Consider the following 16,368-nt stretch of genomic DNA (forward strand, 5'->3'; position numbering starts at 1 on the left):
GGTATCTAATTTTTGATTCTAGGAGGATTAGTTATGGTAGCGCAGACAAAAGATTTAAGTGATCAAGTCGTGGTGGTCACCGGTGCTTCATCAGGAATCGGCCGGGCAGTTGCCTTAGAGGCAGCTAGTCGTGGTGCACGACTGTTTTTGTTGGCTCGGCGGGTGGAATTGCTTGAGGAAGTTAAAGTGCAGTGTGAGCGGTTGTCGTTAACTGAGGCGACTGTTATTGCGGTTGATTTAAGCGACTTAACAAGTTTGGAAGCTGCTGTTGCCACCATTAAGCAGGCCACTGATCAAATTAATGTGTTAGTGAATGCAGCCGGTTTTGGTGATTTTGAATTGTTCACTGATATTCCAGTTGCCAAAATCCAGAAAATGTTTGCCGTGAATATTTTAGGCTTAATGATTCTTACCCGTGAGTTAGTGCCACTAATGTTTGCACCAGCTGGCCATATTATTAGTTTGGGTTCAATGGCAGGTAAACTGCAAACACCGAAGTCAGCCGTTTATGCAGCAACTAAGGCGGCAGTTATTGCTTTCTCTAACTCATTACGCTTAGAACTACGACCATTAGGCGTTAAAGTAACGACGGTCAACCCGGGACCAGTGAAAACAGACTTTTTTGCTACCGCTGATCAGGGTAATCAGTACTTGGCTAAGATTGCCTGGTTATCACTTGATGCAGAACATTTGGCACAACGAATTGTTAATAGTTTTGGTCGAAATGTACGGGAAATCAATGCGCCTTGGTTTATGGAAGTTGCCGCTCGGTTATATCCACTAGTGCCACAACTGGGGGATTACTTAGCAGGTACTTTAGGAAATCAAAAGTAAATTTGAAAAGTCAATTTGAAGGGTGAATGAAATGAAAAAACAAACACGTTTTATTTTAGTGTTAGTGTTGGCCTTGGTGGTCGTCATTTTTGCACTGTTGAATGTGGCACCGACAATTATTAGTTTTGGCTTTACTAAGGTGAAATTACCATTGATTGTGGTATTACTCTTAACCTTGATTTTGGGTGCGTTGATTGCCTTATTGCTATCAACTAGCAGCAGTTTTTCGGCTAAAAAACAGAAAAAGGCGTCTGAACAAGAATTGAATGCACTTAAGCAAAATCAGCAAGCGGCAATTGATGAAGCTGTCAGTGCGGCTCAGGAATCTGCCGCAGCGCAATTAGTGGCAAAGGATACAGAAATCTCAGAGCTAAAGGCAAAATTAACAGCAGCCACGGCAACTAAGCCAGTTACTACAACGTCTGGAGACAAACCAAAGCATTCTTCAACTTCAGAACAAAATTAGACTTGCTATCAGCGGCCTTTGATAGTATCATGGTTAAGTGAATGACAAATAGCATTTTTTAACGTTGCTTTAATCATCGCTTAAATAGCTAGTATGAAAAGGAGTTTTTAATTATGGCAGTACCTGCACGTCGGACTTCAAAACAAAAAAAGCGTCAACGTCGCGGCCATATCAAATTGCAAACACCAAATTTACAATTTGATGCAACAAATGGCGAATATCGTTTGAATCACCATGTTTCACCAAAGGGTTTTTACAAGGGTGAACAAGTGATTAAAAAAGCTGAAGAAGCTAGCAAATAGTCCGCATTGCGGGCTTTTTTTATACCCTGAAATGCTGTTGAATTTTAGTGACTGATTTTCATCAAGCCTTCCTCAGTTGAAGTGGTGATTGCGGGGTGATTTTGTAGGCGTGGAACCGAGTCAAACGCCATTTTGTTTCAAAACTTTTGCCAAGTTTTTAGGCTTTTAAATTTTGACGGGAACGTCACTAGTTTCAGCGGCAGTTCTTGAATAAACTTTTTAAGTAAATGTTAAACGGCAATAGCTAGTTTTCAAGACGATGTGTTAAAATAAGCTGGTGAGGTGTGCAAAATGGAAAATCAAGATTTTACTGAATACCTGCGCCAAATTCAATTATTAAATATTCCTCGTTGGAGTGAGTTACCCCAATTTGATTTGTATATGGACCAAGTTGTTAGTTTCATCAATCAAATGTTAAAACCTTTGAGTTTTGATGAATTAACACCAGCAATGATTAATAATTATGTTAAATCAGGTTTGATTCATGCACCGCAAAAGAAGAAATATAGTCAACAACAAGTTGCGCGTTTGATTCTGATTGCCATTTTAAAGAGCGTTTTCTCAATTAATGATATTGCCAATGGTTTTAAATTAGTGATTAAGCCAGATAAGGGTGCCCAAAGTTATGATTACTTTGTCACCGTTTTTACCAAAGCAATCCATGATGTCGTTGGTAACTTCCAGCAAGAAGTAGTCATTACTCAAGCGACGCAAAAGGATGTTGTGGTGGAGACCAGCAATCTAGTTAAATTAAGTTGTAGTGCTGTTGTTCAACGAATTGTCGTTTTGAAACTGCTGGCTAAGTTAGAAGAACGACAGGCAGAAGTCACCACAGCTTCAATCAAAGGAGCTAGTAAGAAATGAAATTAACAATTTTATCAACCAGTGATACTCATGGCTATTTATTACCAACAGATTATGCTAGTCGCGATCAAGTTAAACCATATGGTCTCAGTCGGGCGGCAACGGTCATCAAGCAGGAGCAAGCCGCTGCTGGTTCGGATCCAGTTTTGGTCATTGAAAATGGTGATTTTCTGCAGGGATCGCCATTATCCTATTATTTGGCAAAAGTTAGTGGTGATTTGACACCACTAACGACGGCCTATAATCAGATTGACTACCAAGTCGGCATTGTGGGTAACCATGAATTTAATTATGGTACTGACTACTTAAAAAAGGCGATTAGTCAAAGTCAACGCCATTTTCTCTGTGCTAATATTCTTGATGAGGCTGGTCAACCGGTTTTTGGTCAACCTTACGAGGTTTTTGACTTCAACGGTCTGAAAGTTGCTGTATTAGGTTTAACCACGCAATACATTCCTCACTGGGAAGCACCGGAAAAAATTAAGGGGCTGGTATTTCAGTCAGCCACTGCTTGTGCGCGGATTTGGGTGCCCAAGTTACATCAACTAGCTGACATAGTCGTGGTTGCATATCACGGTGGGTTTGAACGTGATTTACAAACGCAAGCACCAACAGAGGCTTTAACTGGTGAAAACGAAGGTGCGCAGATGTTGCAGGAAGTGCCAGGAATTGATGCTTTAGTCACCGGACACCAACATCGTGAACTAGCTGCGATTAGCCAAGGTGTTCCTGTTACACAGCCTGGTTCTAAGGGCACTCATGTTGGTAAAATTGTGTTGACATTAAACGAGCAACGACAAGTGACTGATCAACAGGCGACGCTCATAAAAACGGCTGATTTTACACCGGCTGCAACAATGACTAAGCAATTAGCCGCAACGAATCGATTAGTTGAAGATTGGCTAGACCAGGCCTTAGGTAAAACTGAAGGTGATTTAACAATTACTGATCCGATGGCTGTTCGCTTACGGCCACATCCTTATATTCAGTTTGTTCAAGATGTGCAACGAGCAGCTCTGCATGCTGATATTTCTGGAACGGCCCTATTTAATAATGATGGCCGTGGCTTTGGCCCGGTGATTACTTTCCGGTCAATTTTAACGAATTATATTTATCCTAATACTTTGGCAGTTGAACGAATCAGTGGGGCCGACTTAAAGGCAGCCTTAGAGAAATCAGCCACGTATTTTGTACCAGCAACAAATGAGCAAATTGCGGTGAATCAAAAGTTTGTCACGCCTAAGCCACAACATTACAATTACGACATGTATGCTGGAATTGACTATGTGATTGATGTGGCACAGCCAGTCGGACAACGGATTGTTAAGCTACAATATCAGGGTCAAGCTGTACAACCAGCGCAACAATTTGAAGTCGTGATGAATCAGTACCGAGCTGTTGGTGGTGGTAATTTCAAGATGTTCAGCGCTGATAAAATTATTCGTGAAGATACGACGGATATGACCGAATTAATTGCTGATTATTTGCGGCAACACCCCGTAATTAAAGCAACCACTGAAAACAACTTTAAAGTCATTAATTCGCAGTTGTTAGAAAAGTAAGGAATTACCGTGGTGTTTTAATACAAAATATGCTAAGATATGTTTTTGAAAGAAGGGTTGACCATGAAACGTGTTGTTGTGGTTATTTGGGCAATCATTCTCGGGATTGTCGCTGGATTCATCGGTGCCAAACTCGATCAGAGTGATTTTAATTTAAAGCTAAGTTTGATCACTTTTCTGATTTTTGGCTTACTCTTAAATTTTGTACCAGAAATTATGCGTAGTACGGTGCCAGTTGAGAAAAAAGCTGATAAATAATTGTTTTCAAACTAAAAAGGGTGCTTTGGCAATTGCCAAAGCATTTTTTTTATTGAAAATAACTTTAGACATTAAATTGCTATTAGTAGCTAAATCGCTGTTTCTTAGCGGCGGCATACTGACGGCTGAATAGTGTTATCTGTAGGCTTAATCAGTATTTAAAATGGGCTTAAAAAATTAGCGAACAAGAGTGCGGTCGTAGGCAGCAATTGGGTTGTTTTTTTTGTTATAATAAATAAAAAGGAGTGAGTGTTAATGACAGCAGCATTTGTCAATTTACAGGTTCGTAGTTGTTATAGTTTACTACAAAGCTCAACCACGATTACTAGTCTAATCGCAACGGCCCAGCAACAGGGGCAAACGGCGATTGCGCTCACTGACTTGAATACGATGTATGGCGCGGTTAGTTTCTATCGGGCTGCCGTTGCTGCAGGCATTAAGCCAATCTTAGGCTTGACTTTAGATTTGCCTGGTTTGATAGGGACTAGCGAACAATACCAATATATTTTTTTGGCCCGCAATAATCGTGGTTATCATCAACTATTTAAACTTTCTTCGCTTAAAATGACGCAAACACGAGAAAACTTCACTTGGGCCTTATTGAAACCTTACTTGAGTGATTTGATCGTGATTGTACCACCAGTGACTGGTGAAGTCGCAACTATTCTAGGGTCGTCACTTGCTGATCAAAATTTGTGGCGCCAAACGCAGGCTGAATATTTTACTGCTGAACAATTATACTTAGGCATCACAACTCGGGGGTTAACTGCCGAACAACAGTTGCAGTTGCAGCAATTTGCTGAATTAGCACAATTACCGCTGGTAGCTGTTGACGATGTGCGCTATTTACAAACAGAGGATGCCTTTATTAATCAAGTGTTAACGGCGATTGCTGATGGCACTAAAATTGAAAGCCCAATTCTCCAAGCGCAACAACGTGGGGCCTATTATTTAGCAGCACCTGAGGAGAGTTTGATGCGCTATCAGCAAGCTAATTTAGCAGTTGCAGCAGCTAACACCGTGAAAATAGCCGCTGCCTGTGAGATTAAACTTGATTTTAAGCGTGCACAATTACCTGCCTTCCCCGTACCTGATGCTGAAAATGCGCAAAGCTATTTAAAAAAATTGGCAGTCGCTGGCTTAAAAAGTCGCTTAGGTGATCAAATCAAGCCTGCTTATCAGGAAAGATTGACCCAGGAATTAAGTATTATTAATCAGATGGGGTTTGCTGACTATTTCTTAATTGTCTGGGATGTGATTCATCATGCACATGAAGTAGGAATTATGACTGGTCCTGGGCGAGGCTCTGCCGCTGGGTCATTAGTGGCCTATTGTTTGCAAATAACTGACGTTGATCCTTTAGTTTATCAGCTACTATTTGAACGTTTTCTAAATCCTGATCGTGTGAATATGCCTGATATTGACTTAGATATACCTGATGATCGCCGGGATGAGTTAATTCAATATATGCACCAACATTATGGTGATGAACATATGGCCCAAATTATTACTTTTGGTACAATGGCGGCTAAACAAGCGTTACGTGATGTTGGTCGGGTATTTGGCTTAACCCAAATTGAGATGGGTGAATGGTCGCGTGCTGTGCCAAGTTTTCTTAATGTGACGTTACAGACGGCTTATCAACAGTCTGATGGTCTTAAGAATCTGGTGGCCGCTAGCGACCGCAACCGCTTGTTATTTAAAGTGGCGTTAAAGCTAGAAGGATTACCACGACATTTTTCCACACACGCGGCCGGCATTGTCCTCAGTGCCTTAAAGCTGACTGATACTGTTCCTGTACAAATGGGGAGTGAGGGGATTAGGCTAACTCAGTTCCCCAAGAATGATGTGGAAGCATTAGGCTTATTGAAAATGGACTTTCTGGGTCTGCGAAATTTGAGTATTCTGGCGCAAACGGTCGCTCATATTCAACAACGACCGGAACTAAAACAATTTAACCCGCATCAGATTCCATTGAATGATCAACCAACGCTACAGTTATTTCAAAAGGGAGATACAGATGGTGTTTTTCAATTTGAATCAAGTGGGATTCGGCAAGTTTTAATCAAGTTGCATCCCACTAGTTTTAACGATATTGTTGCGACGAATGCTTTGTATCGACCTGGCCCAATGGAAAATATCGATACTTTTGTTGCCCGAAAGAATGGCCGCCAAAAGGTCGCTTATCCAGCGCCTGCTTTAGCAGAGGTTTTGGCAGATACTTATGGTGTGCTAGTTTACCAAGAGCAAGTGATGCAAGTGGCAGTATTAATGGGCGGTTTCACGATGGCGCAAGCTGATACTTTACGGCGGGCCGTCAGTAAAAAGAAAAAGGCCGATCTTGATGCCGCTAAACAACAGTTTATTAATGGCGCCTTGAAAAAAGGCTTTAGTGCGGCAGTTGCCGAAACCGTTTATGATTATATTGAACGTTTTGCTAATTATGGGTTTAATAAATCCCATGCGGTGGCTTACAGCATGATTGCTTTTTGGTTAGCTTATTTGAAAGTGCATTTTCCGGCTGAGTTTTTCTTAGCGCTGTTAAACGCAAATTTAAATAATCAACGTAAAACTGCTGCTTACTTGCAAGAGTTACGGGCGCGAAAAATTACGGTAGCCGGCCCAGATATTAATACTAGTCGCTATCAGTTTGCCTTAATTAATGATCGTGTTCAATTTGGGTTTGAATCAATTAAGGGCCTACGTCATGATTTAGTGAAAGCAATTATTTCTGAGCGTCAGCAAAATGGTCGTTATCAAAGTTTGGCTGATTTTCTGAAACGTTTACCGGAAAAATTTCTGAAAGTTGAACCGTTACTAACCTTGGCTCAAGTTGGTTGCTTCGATAGTTTCGATCAGAATCGTCAACAAATGGTCCAGAATATTCGTAATTTAAGTGAAAGCTTACAATTAGCCGGCACCAGTTTGCCTCTATTTGATGTGTTAGCTCCCAAAGTTGAGCAGGTTGCAGATTATCCTAGTCAGGAACGGTTAGCCTTTGAGAAGGAATTGCTTGGTGTTTACCTTTCTGGACACCCACTGGAGAATTATCAGCAAGCTTTTCAAAAAAATCGGGCAGTAACTGTTGCAAACTTAGCCCCACAAGCCAGTACGATTCTGGTATACTTACGTCATATCAAGGTCATTCGAACGAAAAAAGGAGAGCAGATGGCCTTTGTTAGTGCTGAGGATTTAACGGCCGATGTGGAGATGACTGTTTTTCCACAGGCTTATCGGCAATATCAAACGTCATTAGTCGCCGGCCAAGTTCTGCTAGTGCGTGGCAAATTAGATCAGCGGTCTGATAATGCCGATCAAAAGCAATTCATTGTTAATCAAGTTCAAGTACCTGCACCTGATCAACAACAGGCCACTGTTTTCCTGCAATTAACTGCAGATCATGATCAACCCGAACGTCGTCAACAATTGGAACAAATTCTCTTGCAGCACCATGGTTTTGCGCCGGTGATTCTCCATATTGAGGCGACTAAACAGAATTTGCGTTTAAGTGATCGTTTTCAAGTCAATGTTTCAAGTGAACTTATTAGTGAATTGGCCCAGTTATTGGGCAGTGAGAACGTAGTCGCCCATACTTGAGCAAACCAAATGAAAGCTTTTTTCTAATAATTTGAGCAATTTTCAGATTATTCACAAAGTTTTTTGGTTGGTTTGCAGTAATTTCATGATAATTAACTGGAATTGCAAGACAATTTTCTTTAAAGGTGGTAGACTATCTTATGGTTGTGGTGTCCAGGATTGGCTGGACAACATCTACGCAAAATAGATTGACCTTGAGGTGAAATAATGAAAAAAATCGGTATTTTAACGAGTGGCGGCGACGCACCTGGCATGAATGCAGCAATTCGTGCGGTGGCTCGGCGTGCTTATGCTGAAGGCTTGGAAGTTTATGGGATCAATTATGGTTTCGCTGGCTTGGTTGCTGGTGACATTTTCCCATTGGATGAAGAAGTCCTCAATGATAAGATTGCTCGTGGTGGTACTTTCCTATATTCAGCTCGTTATCCAGAATTTGCCAAAGTTGAAGGCCAACTTAAGGGCATCGAGCAATTGAAAAAGTTTGGAATTGATGCTTTAGTCGTTATTGGTGGCGATGGTTCTTATCATGGTGCCCTTCGTTTGACTGAACATGGCTACAACACTGTTGGTTTACCAGGCACGATCGATAACGATATTCCTTACACTGACTTCACAATTGGTTTTGATACAGCATTAAATACTGCTGTTGATGCGATTGATAAGATTCGCGATACAGCAACAAGTCATCGTCGGGTCTTCGTTGTGGAAGTCATGGGCCGTAACGCTGGTGATTTGGCATTATGGGCTGGCGTTGCTACTGGCGCTGAAGCAATTATTGTTCCTGAACGTGATTATGACATGGACAAGATTGCTAAACGCTTGGAACGCTTCCGTGAAGAAGGTCATGATAACGCGATTATCGTTTTGGCTGAAGGTGTTGCTACTGCAGCAGATTTCAAAGCTGAATTAGATAAACACGGTGACTTTGATTCACGGGCTAATACAATTGGTCATATGCAACGCGGTGGTGTGCCAACTGCTCGTGATCGCGTGCTAGCTAGCAAGATGGGTAACTATGCCATTGAATTATTGTTGCAAGGCAAGGGTGGCTTAGCCATTGGGATTGAAGATAATAAGATTACACATCACCCAATGGAAGACCTATTTGATGAAAAACATCATGCTGATTTAGATCTTTATGATATGAATAATAAGTTCAATCAGTAAGCTTTTTGTGGTATGATTACTTTCGGTTATAATGGCGTTAATGCCGTTCTAATAAAATAAATGTAAGGAGCGTTTTTTTCATGAAAAAGACCAAGATTGTTTCAACGCTTGGACCTGCAAGTAACACAACTGACATCATTGTTAAGTTGATCGAATCCGGTGCTAATGTATTCCGTTTCAACTTCTCTCATGGTGATCATGAAGAGCATCTTGCTCGAATGAACATGGTTCGCGAAGCTGAAAAGATTACCGGCAAGTTAGTTGGTATCGTCCTTGATACAAAGGGTGCTGAAATTCGGACTACTGTTCAAGAAAACGGTTCTTTTATTGCTCATACTGGTGATGTTATCCGTATTTCGATGGATGACAGCTTAACTGGGACTCCAGATAAAATTGCTGTTACTTACAAAGGCTTATATGATGATACTCACGTTGGTGGTCATGTTTTAATCGATGATGGTTTGGTCGACTTAAAGATTACTGCCAAAGATGAAGCCAACAAAGAATTAGTTACTGAAGTTCAAAACGAAGGTAAAATTGGTTCTCGGAAGGGTGTTAACGCTCCTGGTGTTGAAATCCGCCTCCCAGGGATCACTGAAAAAGACGCTGACGATATTCGTTTCGGCTGTGACAACAACATTAACTTCATTTCTGCAAGTTTTGTTCGTAAAGCAGCTGACGTTTTAGATATTCGTGAAATTCTTGAAGAAAAACATGCTGAAAATGTTAAGATCTTCCCTAAGATCGAATCTCAAGAAGGTATCGATAACATCAAAGAAATCATGAAGGTTTCTGATGGTTTGATGGTTGCTCGTGGTGACATGGGTGTTGAAATTCCATTTGAAAACGTACCTTTCGTTCAAAAATCATTGATCAAGATGTGCAATGCTTTGGGCAAGCCAGTTATCACTGCTACTCAAATGCTTGATTCAATGCAAGAAAACCCACGTCCTACACGTGCCGAAGTTACCGACGTTGCTAACTCTGTCTTAGATGGTACTGATGCAACAATGTTATCTGGTGAAAGTGCTAATGGTGACTACCCTGTAGAAGCCGTTGCAACTATGTCACGGATCAACAAACGTACTGAACAAGAAATGAAGAAGCGTAACACTTTAGCTTTACAACGTTTCGAAGAATACAAGGGTTCTAATGCCACTGAATCTATTGGCGAATCCGTTGTTCGGACTGCTGAAGAATTAAAAGTTAAAGCAATTGTTTGTGCAACTAACTCAGGTTACACTGCACGGATGATTTCTAAGTATCGTCCTAACGCTGACATTTTAGCAGTTACTTTCGACGAAAAAACTGAACGTAGTTTAACAGTTAACTGGGGTGTTACACCTATCTTAGCTGATCGTCCTAACTCTACTGACGAAATGTTTGAAGTTGCCGCTCAAAAAGCACAAGACCTTGGCTTTGCTAAGGAAGGCGATTTGATCTTGATCGTTGCCGGTGTGCCTGTTGGTGAAAGTGGTACAACTAATGTTATGAAAGTTCAATTAATTGGCTCTAAATTAGCACAAGGCCAAGGCGTCGGCGATGAAACTGTCGTTGGTAAAGCTGTTGTTGCTGATAATGCTAAAGATGCAATTGCTAAAGCCGTTGATGGTGGTATCTTAGTTGTTAAGACAACTGACAAAGACTACTTACCAGCAATCGAAAAATCTAGCGCAATTGTCGTTGAAACTGGTGGCTTGACTTCTCATGCTGCAGTTGTCGGTATTGCTATGGGTATTCCTGTTGTTGTTGGCGCTGCTGATGCAACTAGCCTCGTTAAAGATGGCGAATTAATTACTGTTGACTCACATCGTGGTGTTATCTACCGTGGCGCTTCAAACTCACTTTAATTAGTTCAAAAAAAGAGCTTGGTTTAGCGACCAAGCTTTTTTTATACATAGAATTATTTTGGCTTAAGCCACTTCCTAGTTAGTTGACAGTAGGGCCCAGCAACTTGAAACTAAAATAGGGTCACGACTTCCCCAATTTAGGGTTGGTGGTGGCTAGGCGATTAAGAGGTCGTGGAACGACGTGGCCGTCGATTTGAGCTTTTTTGCGAAAATCTCAAATGCGAGGCTTATTCTAAGCGATAAATCGCTAAGAATAATTTCACATCTGACGCCAATTGCCCAGCCACCACCGGTATAAACTAACGGAACTGATTACCACTGATTAGAGAAGCAGATTGAGATGAACTAATAGCTTGATTGACAAGTTTTCTGGTGTTGACCGAATCAGCATGTTCATAAATGATTTATATGTTTAGGCAGAACCTTTTCGTACTAGCTTCAAAGAGTATCATGACAAGTTCCGTTAATTTTTGGTACAATAGAGATAAGTATAGAGAAAATAGGTGGATCAGTGGAAAGCTGGCTTTTCTTAATTGTTATTTTAGCAGTGGCCTTGCTAGGCCGTAATCAATCATTAGTTATTGCAGTGGCCGTGGTCATGTTGCTCAAATTGTTACCGCAGTCCCATGAAGTTTTAAACTATGTTGGGAGTCACGGCATCAATTGGGGTGTCACCATTATTTCAATTGCTATTTTAGTGCCGATTGCCACTGGCAAAATTGGTTTTCAGGAATTAGTTAACGCGTTTAAAACACCGGCTGGTTTCATTGCAGTGGGTTGCGGTATCTTAGTGGCAGTTTTATCCGCACGTGGCGTAGGATTACTTAGTCAAAGTCCAGAAATAACAATTGCCTTGGTTTTTGGGACAATTGTTGGTGTTGTTTTCTTCAAAGGAATTGCTGCCGGGCCAGTGATTGCTTCAGGAATGACATATGTTTTGTTAACGTTATTAAATTCAGTGATAGGTCGATGGTGATAAAATGTTAAATCCAGGTACAATTGTTTCTGCAAAAATTATTGATCATAACGAGCAAGCTGATTTTGCTCAAGTTGATGGTCAAACCTTACAAGTTATTAGCGAAGAAAAATATGCCACTGATCAAGAGATCACTGGCATGGTTTATGAAAATCAGCAAGGCCAGTGGTGCTTGCAAGTTAAGCTTCCTGAAGCTGGTTTAGAATCATATGGCACTGGGGAAGTTGTTCAAATTCGCCGTGATTTGGGCGTGTTTGTCAATGTTGGTTTGGTTGATAAAGATGTTGTTGTTTCACTTGATGAGTTGCCATTGATGCATACTTTATGGCCGCAAGTTGGTGACCAATTAACTGTTAATTTAAGTTATGACAAGAAGCAACGACTTTGGGCTCATTTGGCTACTGATGAGTACTTCAAGGAGCATGCCCGTTTTAGCCGTGAATTTACGCGCAATGAGACGGTTAGTGGTCGTATTTATTTGACTAAAAAAGTAGGCTCATTCTTGAAACTTGACGATCAGCGGTTAGCTTTCGTTCATTATACTGAACGTCAAGATGAACCTCATATTGGTCAGGCCGTTAGTGGTCGCGTAATTGGCTTGACGCAAGATGGTCGGTTATCAATTAGTTTGAAGCCGTTAGCTTATGAAGAAATAGCTGATGATGCTAAAATGATTATGGCAGTTTTACAACGCGCACCAGAATTTCATATTGATTTTCAGGATAAAAGTGATCCGAGTGCAATTAAAGAGTACTTTGGTATTAGCAAGGGCGCCTTTAAGCGAGCACTAGGCAGTTTACTAAAGCTAGGTTATATTACAACTGATCTTAACGGGACAACGTTAACCGCCAAGGGTCAGGGGTATCATGAATAATCTGCTTAATGATTATTTACGATCTTTAAGAATTGAGCAGGGACTGGCTGATAATTCTATTGCGAGTTATCGTCGTGATTTACAACAATTTTGTCAGTGGTTGGCCGATCAGAAAATAACGCGATTTCCTGAAGATCCCACACAACTGAGTTTGTATTTACAGCAGTTAGCAGTTGCTGGTAAGGCGCAAAGTAGCCGCATGCGAGCTGTTTCAAGCTTGCGTCATTTCTATCGTTGGCTTAGTCAGCGTGAAATAATTCAGCACAACCCAATGGAAACAATTCCTTCGCCAAAACGGGGGCAACATTTGCCAGTTGCACTAACTGTTGAAGAAGTCGATCAGTTATTGGCAGCACCCAATACAGCGACTAAACTTGGGTTACGTGATCGCGCAATTTTTGAAGTCATGTATGCAACTGGTTTGCGAGTAAGCGAATTGGTTCATCTTAAATTAAGTGATTTGCATTTGGAATTGGGCCTGATTAATACAATTGGTAAGGGCAACAAGGAACGGTTGATTCCCATTGGCAATGTTGCAATTAAGTACGTTAAGCGGTATCTTAATAACAGTCGGCCACAATTATTGAAGTCGGATCATTTTGTTGGGACGTTATTTTTGAATTTTCGCGGGCAGCCTCTGACACGACAGGCAATTTGGAAATTAATCAAGAAGTATATTCAACAAGTCGGGATCACTAAAGACGTGACACCCCATACACTTCGGCATTCTTTTGCCACCCATCTTTTGGAAAATGGGGCTGATTTACGGGTTGTTCAGGAATTATTGGGACATGCTGATATTTCAACTACCCAAATCTATACCCATATTACACAACGCCGTTTGATTGATGTTTATCAACGCGCGCATCCCCGTGATTAAAGCAACAGGATCTTACTTGGAGGAATTTGATGTTAGTAAAATATAAGCAGGATTATGAAAAAATCGCCTTGGGTTTGCTTTCGTTTACCCCTGACTTAAAGGATTTTAATCATTTATCTGCTGAATTAGCCAACTATGTGAGTGATTCAACCTTAGAGTTAGATTTGTGGCGTGATGCTCATGGTGATTTTGTGGGAATTGTCGGTTTTGAAATTGCCGATAATTATATTTTGTTACGCCATTTAGCCTTTACCCCTGATTTTCGGACTAAAGAGAACGCCTTTGAGGTACTTGATGCCTTAAAAGGTAAGTTTAATGATAAGCGGCTAATGGCGACAGTTAGTTTAACTGAAATTGTTTCCGCTTGGGAACGTCAAACGACGACTGGCTCAGATGATAGTGCTCCAGTTGAACCGCAAACACCAAGTCAGGACTAGGCACCATGGAACTCCAATTAAAATTAACCGAATTTGAAGGCCCCTTGGATTTACTACTGCACCTAATCAAAAAACAAGAAATTGATATTTATGATATCCCCATTGCCCAAATTACAGAACAGTATTTGGATTATTTACATCAAATGCAGGAACTGTCCTTAGAAGTGGCAGGGGACTATTTAATTATGGCAGCAACTTTAATGGCCATTAAAAGTCGCCTGTTGTTACCACAATCTAAAGTAGATGAACTGGACCATCCTGACGAAGAACCAGAAGATCCACGGCAAGCTTTAGTTGAGCAATTATTGGCTTATCAGGCTTATCAAGAGGTGAGCCACTATTTGCAACAACAGGCACAGACGCGAGCCCGCTTCTTTAGTAAGGAAGAAACAATTCCTCAGCATTTAGCACCAACGCCATTACCTAAGGGGATTGTTTCCTTAGATGAGTTAGGTGCAGCTTTAACTGAGCTATTACAACGTCAGCGACAGGAGGACATGTTTGCTGCACAAACGATTAGTCGAGATAGCTTTTCTTTAGATGAGGCCTTAGCGTTAATTCAGGCACGTTTGGCAGCGGCACCGCAACAGACAGTTAGTTTTACTAGTTTGTTTGTGCTACCAATTGATCGTGAACAGGTAGTCACCTTGTTTCTAGCGTGTCTTGAATTAATGAAAACCAAGACGATTATTTGTCGGCAACCAAGCCGCCAAGCACCAATCCAAATTAGTAAGGGAGTGCCCGCGTAGTGATTCAGTATCAAGGTGAAATTGAAAGCATTCTCTATACTGTTGGTGATCAAGGAATCAGTCTTCATGATCTTGCAACCATTATTGGTATTCAAGCAAGCGGGTTGCGGCAGTTATTAGCTAAGTTACAGGTGACTTACGAACAAGGTACTGGTGGGTTGACGTTAATGAATCATGGTGACCATTATCAGTTGGTGACTAAAGCACAATATGCCCCAATATTACACCAATATTTTGCTGGGCATCAGCCGACTAGTTTAAGCCAAGCGGCTCTTGAAACAATGGCGATTGTGGCTTACCAACAACCAGTTACTCGAATTGAAATTGATCAAATTCGTGGCGTGAAAAGTAATGGTGCCATTCAGACCTTGTTAGCTCGCCAGTTGATCAAAGAAACTGGGCGCAAAGAAACTCCTGGTCGACCAATCCTCTATGGAACGACTAACTATTTTCTTGATTACTTCGACTTACAAAAGTTAGCTGAATTACCAGATCTCAGTAAATTTACGGATTCTGCTTTTGATCAAGCCGGCAATCTTGATTTATTTTATAAAAACCAAACAACTAGTGCAGCGCGCACTGAGCAAACAGAAAAGGAGTCACAGCATGACACAACCACAGGAGCATGAAGTCCGCTTACAAAAGGCAATTGCTGATGCCGGCGTCACTTCACGGCGTAAGGCAGAGGTTTTAATTCAACAAGGTCAGGTGACCGTAAATGGCGAAATCGTCCGAGAATTAGGGACGAAAGTAACCACACATGATCATGTTGAGGTTGGCGGAGTACCATTAATGAAACAACGTGCCGTGACTTATCTTTTTTATAAACCACGTGATGTTATTTCTGCAGTCAGTGATGACAAGGGGCGGCCAGTAGTTAGTGATTTCTTCGCCGATAAGCCCGAACGTGTTTATCCAATTGGTCGGCTAGACTATGATGCCTCAGGTTTGTTATTAGTGACTAACGATGGTGAATTAGCCAATCTATTAATGCACCCTAAGTTTAACGTTGATAAAACATATTTGGCTAAAGTTGAGGGGATTCCTGATGCAGCAGCCTTGAAGCAACTACGTCAAGGTGTGACCATCCATGGCAAAACCACAGCGCCAGCTAAGGCTTCTCTTAAAAGCTCTAATCAGGTGAAGCAAACGGCCCTGGTTTATTTGACCATTCATGAAGGTATGAATCATCAAGTGAAATTAATGTTGGCCAAAGTTGGTCACCCAGTGCAAAAATTGAAACGAGAGCGTTACGCCTTTCTTGATTTAACCGGTATGCAGCCAGGTGAAACTCGGCGTTTGAATGGGAGCGAAGTCCAACAACTATACAAAATGGCCCGTCAAGGTTTGCAACGTTAATTTAAGGGCAAGCCAACAATAAAGGCTAACATCTGGTCTGGCGATTATTGCTGATCAGGTGTTTTTTTAATGCTGGGCATTGAGGCACAAGTGAAAGCGATTTGCGAACAACTACGGTAAGCGAGTAAATATCACACGTATGTAAAAACTGCCGAACTTCAGTTAGGATAATCATATATCCGGCTAGAAGTGC

16 protein-coding genes are annotated in these 16,368 nt (G+C 41.3%); all 16 read left to right on the forward strand.

What is annotated here, in order from left to right; translation table 11 throughout:
* The first annotated feature begins 33 nt into the window (after positions 1–33).
* The 16 genes from EKM81_RS08150 (at position 34) to EKM81_RS08225 (ending at position 16,175) form a co-directional block, all read left to right on the forward strand.
* On the forward strand, positions 34–834 hold the full coding sequence (locus EKM81_RS08150; RefSeq protein WP_125650619.1) for an SDR family NAD(P)-dependent oxidoreductase: 801 nt from the start codon (positions 34–36) through the stop codon (positions 832–834).
* A 31-nt stretch (positions 835–865) separates the two neighbouring features.
* On the forward strand, positions 866–1,300 hold the full coding sequence (locus EKM81_RS08155) for a lipopolysaccharide assembly protein LapA domain-containing protein (RefSeq protein ID WP_125650621.1): 435 nt from the start codon (positions 866–868) through the stop codon (positions 1,298–1,300).
* Between the two features lie 113 nt (positions 1,301–1,413).
* Positions 1,414–1,602 (forward strand): 50S ribosomal protein L32, encoded by a 189-nt coding sequence (gene rpmF / locus EKM81_RS08160; protein WP_125650623.1) that lies wholly within the window; start codon positions 1,414–1,416, stop codon positions 1,600–1,602.
* 291 nt (positions 1,603–1,893) lie between these two features.
* A complete protein-coding gene (locus EKM81_RS08165) occupies positions 1,894–2,466 on the forward strand; it encodes a DUF1836 domain-containing protein (protein ID WP_125650625.1) in 573 nt (190 codons plus the stop codon).
* Complete coding sequence (locus EKM81_RS08170) at positions 2,463–4,028, forward strand: bifunctional metallophosphatase/5'-nucleotidase (protein WP_125650627.1); 1,566 nt, start codon at positions 2,463–2,465, stop codon at positions 4,026–4,028. The genes EKM81_RS08165 and EKM81_RS08170 overlap by 4 nt, the downstream gene beginning before the upstream one ends.
* 63 nt (positions 4,029–4,091) lie before the next feature.
* Positions 4,092–4,286, forward strand: coding sequence for a YjzD family protein (locus EKM81_RS08175; RefSeq protein ID WP_164509264.1), 195 nt, complete (start codon positions 4,092–4,094; stop codon positions 4,284–4,286).
* Positions 4,287–4,541: 255 nt separating this feature from the next.
* Positions 4,542–7,883: a DNA polymerase III subunit alpha gene (gene dnaE / locus EKM81_RS08180; RefSeq protein ID WP_125650631.1), complete on the forward strand. Its 3,342-nt coding sequence runs from the start codon at positions 4,542–4,544 to the stop codon at positions 7,881–7,883.
* 207 nt (positions 7,884–8,090) lie between these two features.
* A complete protein-coding gene (gene pfkA, locus EKM81_RS08185; RefSeq protein ID WP_125650633.1) occupies positions 8,091–9,050 on the forward strand; it encodes a 6-phosphofructokinase in 960 nt (319 codons plus the stop codon).
* A gap of 80 nt (positions 9,051–9,130) precedes the next feature.
* Positions 9,131–10,900, forward strand: coding sequence for a pyruvate kinase (gene pyk, locus EKM81_RS08190; RefSeq protein WP_125650635.1), 1,770 nt, complete (start codon positions 9,131–9,133; stop codon positions 10,898–10,900).
* A 511-nt stretch (positions 10,901–11,411) separates the two neighbouring features.
* Positions 11,412–11,876, forward strand: coding sequence for a DUF441 domain-containing protein (locus tag EKM81_RS08195; RefSeq protein ID WP_125650637.1), 465 nt, complete (start codon positions 11,412–11,414; stop codon positions 11,874–11,876).
* A 4-nt stretch (positions 11,877–11,880) separates the two neighbouring features.
* On the forward strand, positions 11,881–12,750 hold the full coding sequence (locus tag EKM81_RS08200; RefSeq protein ID WP_125650639.1) for a S1 RNA-binding domain-containing protein: 870 nt from the start codon (positions 11,881–11,883) through the stop codon (positions 12,748–12,750).
* The gene (gene xerD / locus EKM81_RS08205; RefSeq protein ID WP_125650641.1) at positions 12,743–13,630 is read left to right on the forward strand and encodes a site-specific tyrosine recombinase XerD; all 888 of its coding nucleotides are present in this window, start codon (positions 12,743–12,745) and stop codon (positions 13,628–13,630) included. The genes EKM81_RS08200 and xerD overlap by 8 nt, the downstream gene beginning before the upstream one ends.
* A 29-nt stretch (positions 13,631–13,659) precedes the next feature.
* Positions 13,660–14,067, forward strand: coding sequence for an N-acetyltransferase (locus tag EKM81_RS08210; protein ID WP_125650643.1), 408 nt, complete (start codon positions 13,660–13,662; stop codon positions 14,065–14,067).
* Between the two features lie 5 nt (positions 14,068–14,072).
* Positions 14,073–14,816: a segregation and condensation protein A gene (locus EKM81_RS08215; RefSeq protein ID WP_125650644.1), complete on the forward strand. Its 744-nt coding sequence runs from the start codon at positions 14,073–14,075 to the stop codon at positions 14,814–14,816.
* Between the two features lie 2 nt (positions 14,817–14,818).
* Complete coding sequence (scpB, locus tag EKM81_RS08220; RefSeq protein ID WP_125650648.1) at positions 14,819–15,445, forward strand: SMC-Scp complex subunit ScpB; 627 nt, start codon at positions 14,819–14,821, stop codon at positions 15,443–15,445.
* Positions 15,423–16,175 carry a pseudouridine synthase gene (locus EKM81_RS08225; RefSeq protein ID WP_125650646.1) on the forward strand — a complete coding sequence of 251 codons (753 nt, stop codon included), beginning with the start codon at positions 15,423–15,425 and terminating at the stop codon, positions 16,173–16,175. The genes scpB and EKM81_RS08225 overlap by 23 nt, the downstream gene beginning before the upstream one ends.
* Positions 16,176–16,368 lie beyond the last annotated feature (193 nt).

This window comes from Lapidilactobacillus gannanensis (assembly GCF_003946675.1).
In the GTDB taxonomy this organism is placed as follows: Bacteria; Bacillota; Bacilli; order Lactobacillales; family Lactobacillaceae; genus Lapidilactobacillus; species Lapidilactobacillus gannanensis.

Excerpts from the sequence above, each read along its gene's own strand:
- EKM81_RS08200 (WP_125650639.1), top strand. The coding sequence starts at position 11,881 with ATGTTAAATCCAGGTACAATTGTTTCTGCAAAAATTATTGATCATAAC.
- EKM81_RS08155 (WP_125650621.1), top strand. The coding sequence starts at position 866 with ATGAAAAAACAAACACGTTTTATTTTAGTGTTAGTGTTGGCCTTGGTG.
- EKM81_RS08150 (WP_125650619.1), top strand. The coding sequence starts at position 34 with ATGGTAGCGCAGACAAAAGATTTAAGTGATCAAGTCGTGGTGGTCACC.
- rpmF (WP_125650623.1), top strand. The coding sequence starts at position 1,414 with ATGGCAGTACCTGCACGTCGGACTTCAAAACAAAAAAAGCGTCAACGT.
- EKM81_RS08210 (WP_125650643.1), top strand. The coding sequence starts at position 13,660 with ATGTTAGTAAAATATAAGCAGGATTATGAAAAAATCGCCTTGGGTTTG.
- pyk (WP_125650635.1), top strand. The coding sequence starts at position 9,131 with ATGAAAAAGACCAAGATTGTTTCAACGCTTGGACCTGCAAGTAACACA.
- EKM81_RS08170 (WP_125650627.1), top strand. The coding sequence starts at position 2,463 with ATGAAATTAACAATTTTATCAACCAGTGATACTCATGGCTATTTATTA.
- pfkA (WP_125650633.1), top strand. The coding sequence starts at position 8,091 with ATGAAAAAAATCGGTATTTTAACGAGTGGCGGCGACGCACCTGGCATG.
- EKM81_RS08225 (WP_125650646.1), top strand. The coding sequence starts at position 15,423 with ATGACACAACCACAGGAGCATGAAGTCCGCTTACAAAAGGCAATTGCT.
- xerD (WP_125650641.1), top strand. The coding sequence starts at position 12,743 with ATGAATAATCTGCTTAATGATTATTTACGATCTTTAAGAATTGAGCAG.
- dnaE (WP_125650631.1), top strand. The coding sequence starts at position 4,542 with ATGACAGCAGCATTTGTCAATTTACAGGTTCGTAGTTGTTATAGTTTA.
- EKM81_RS08175 (WP_164509264.1), top strand. The coding sequence starts at position 4,092 with ATGAAACGTGTTGTTGTGGTTATTTGGGCAATCATTCTCGGGATTGTC.
- EKM81_RS08165 (WP_125650625.1), top strand. The coding sequence starts at position 1,894 with ATGGAAAATCAAGATTTTACTGAATACCTGCGCCAAATTCAATTATTA.
- EKM81_RS08215 (WP_125650644.1), top strand. The coding sequence starts at position 14,073 with ATGGAACTCCAATTAAAATTAACCGAATTTGAAGGCCCCTTGGATTTA.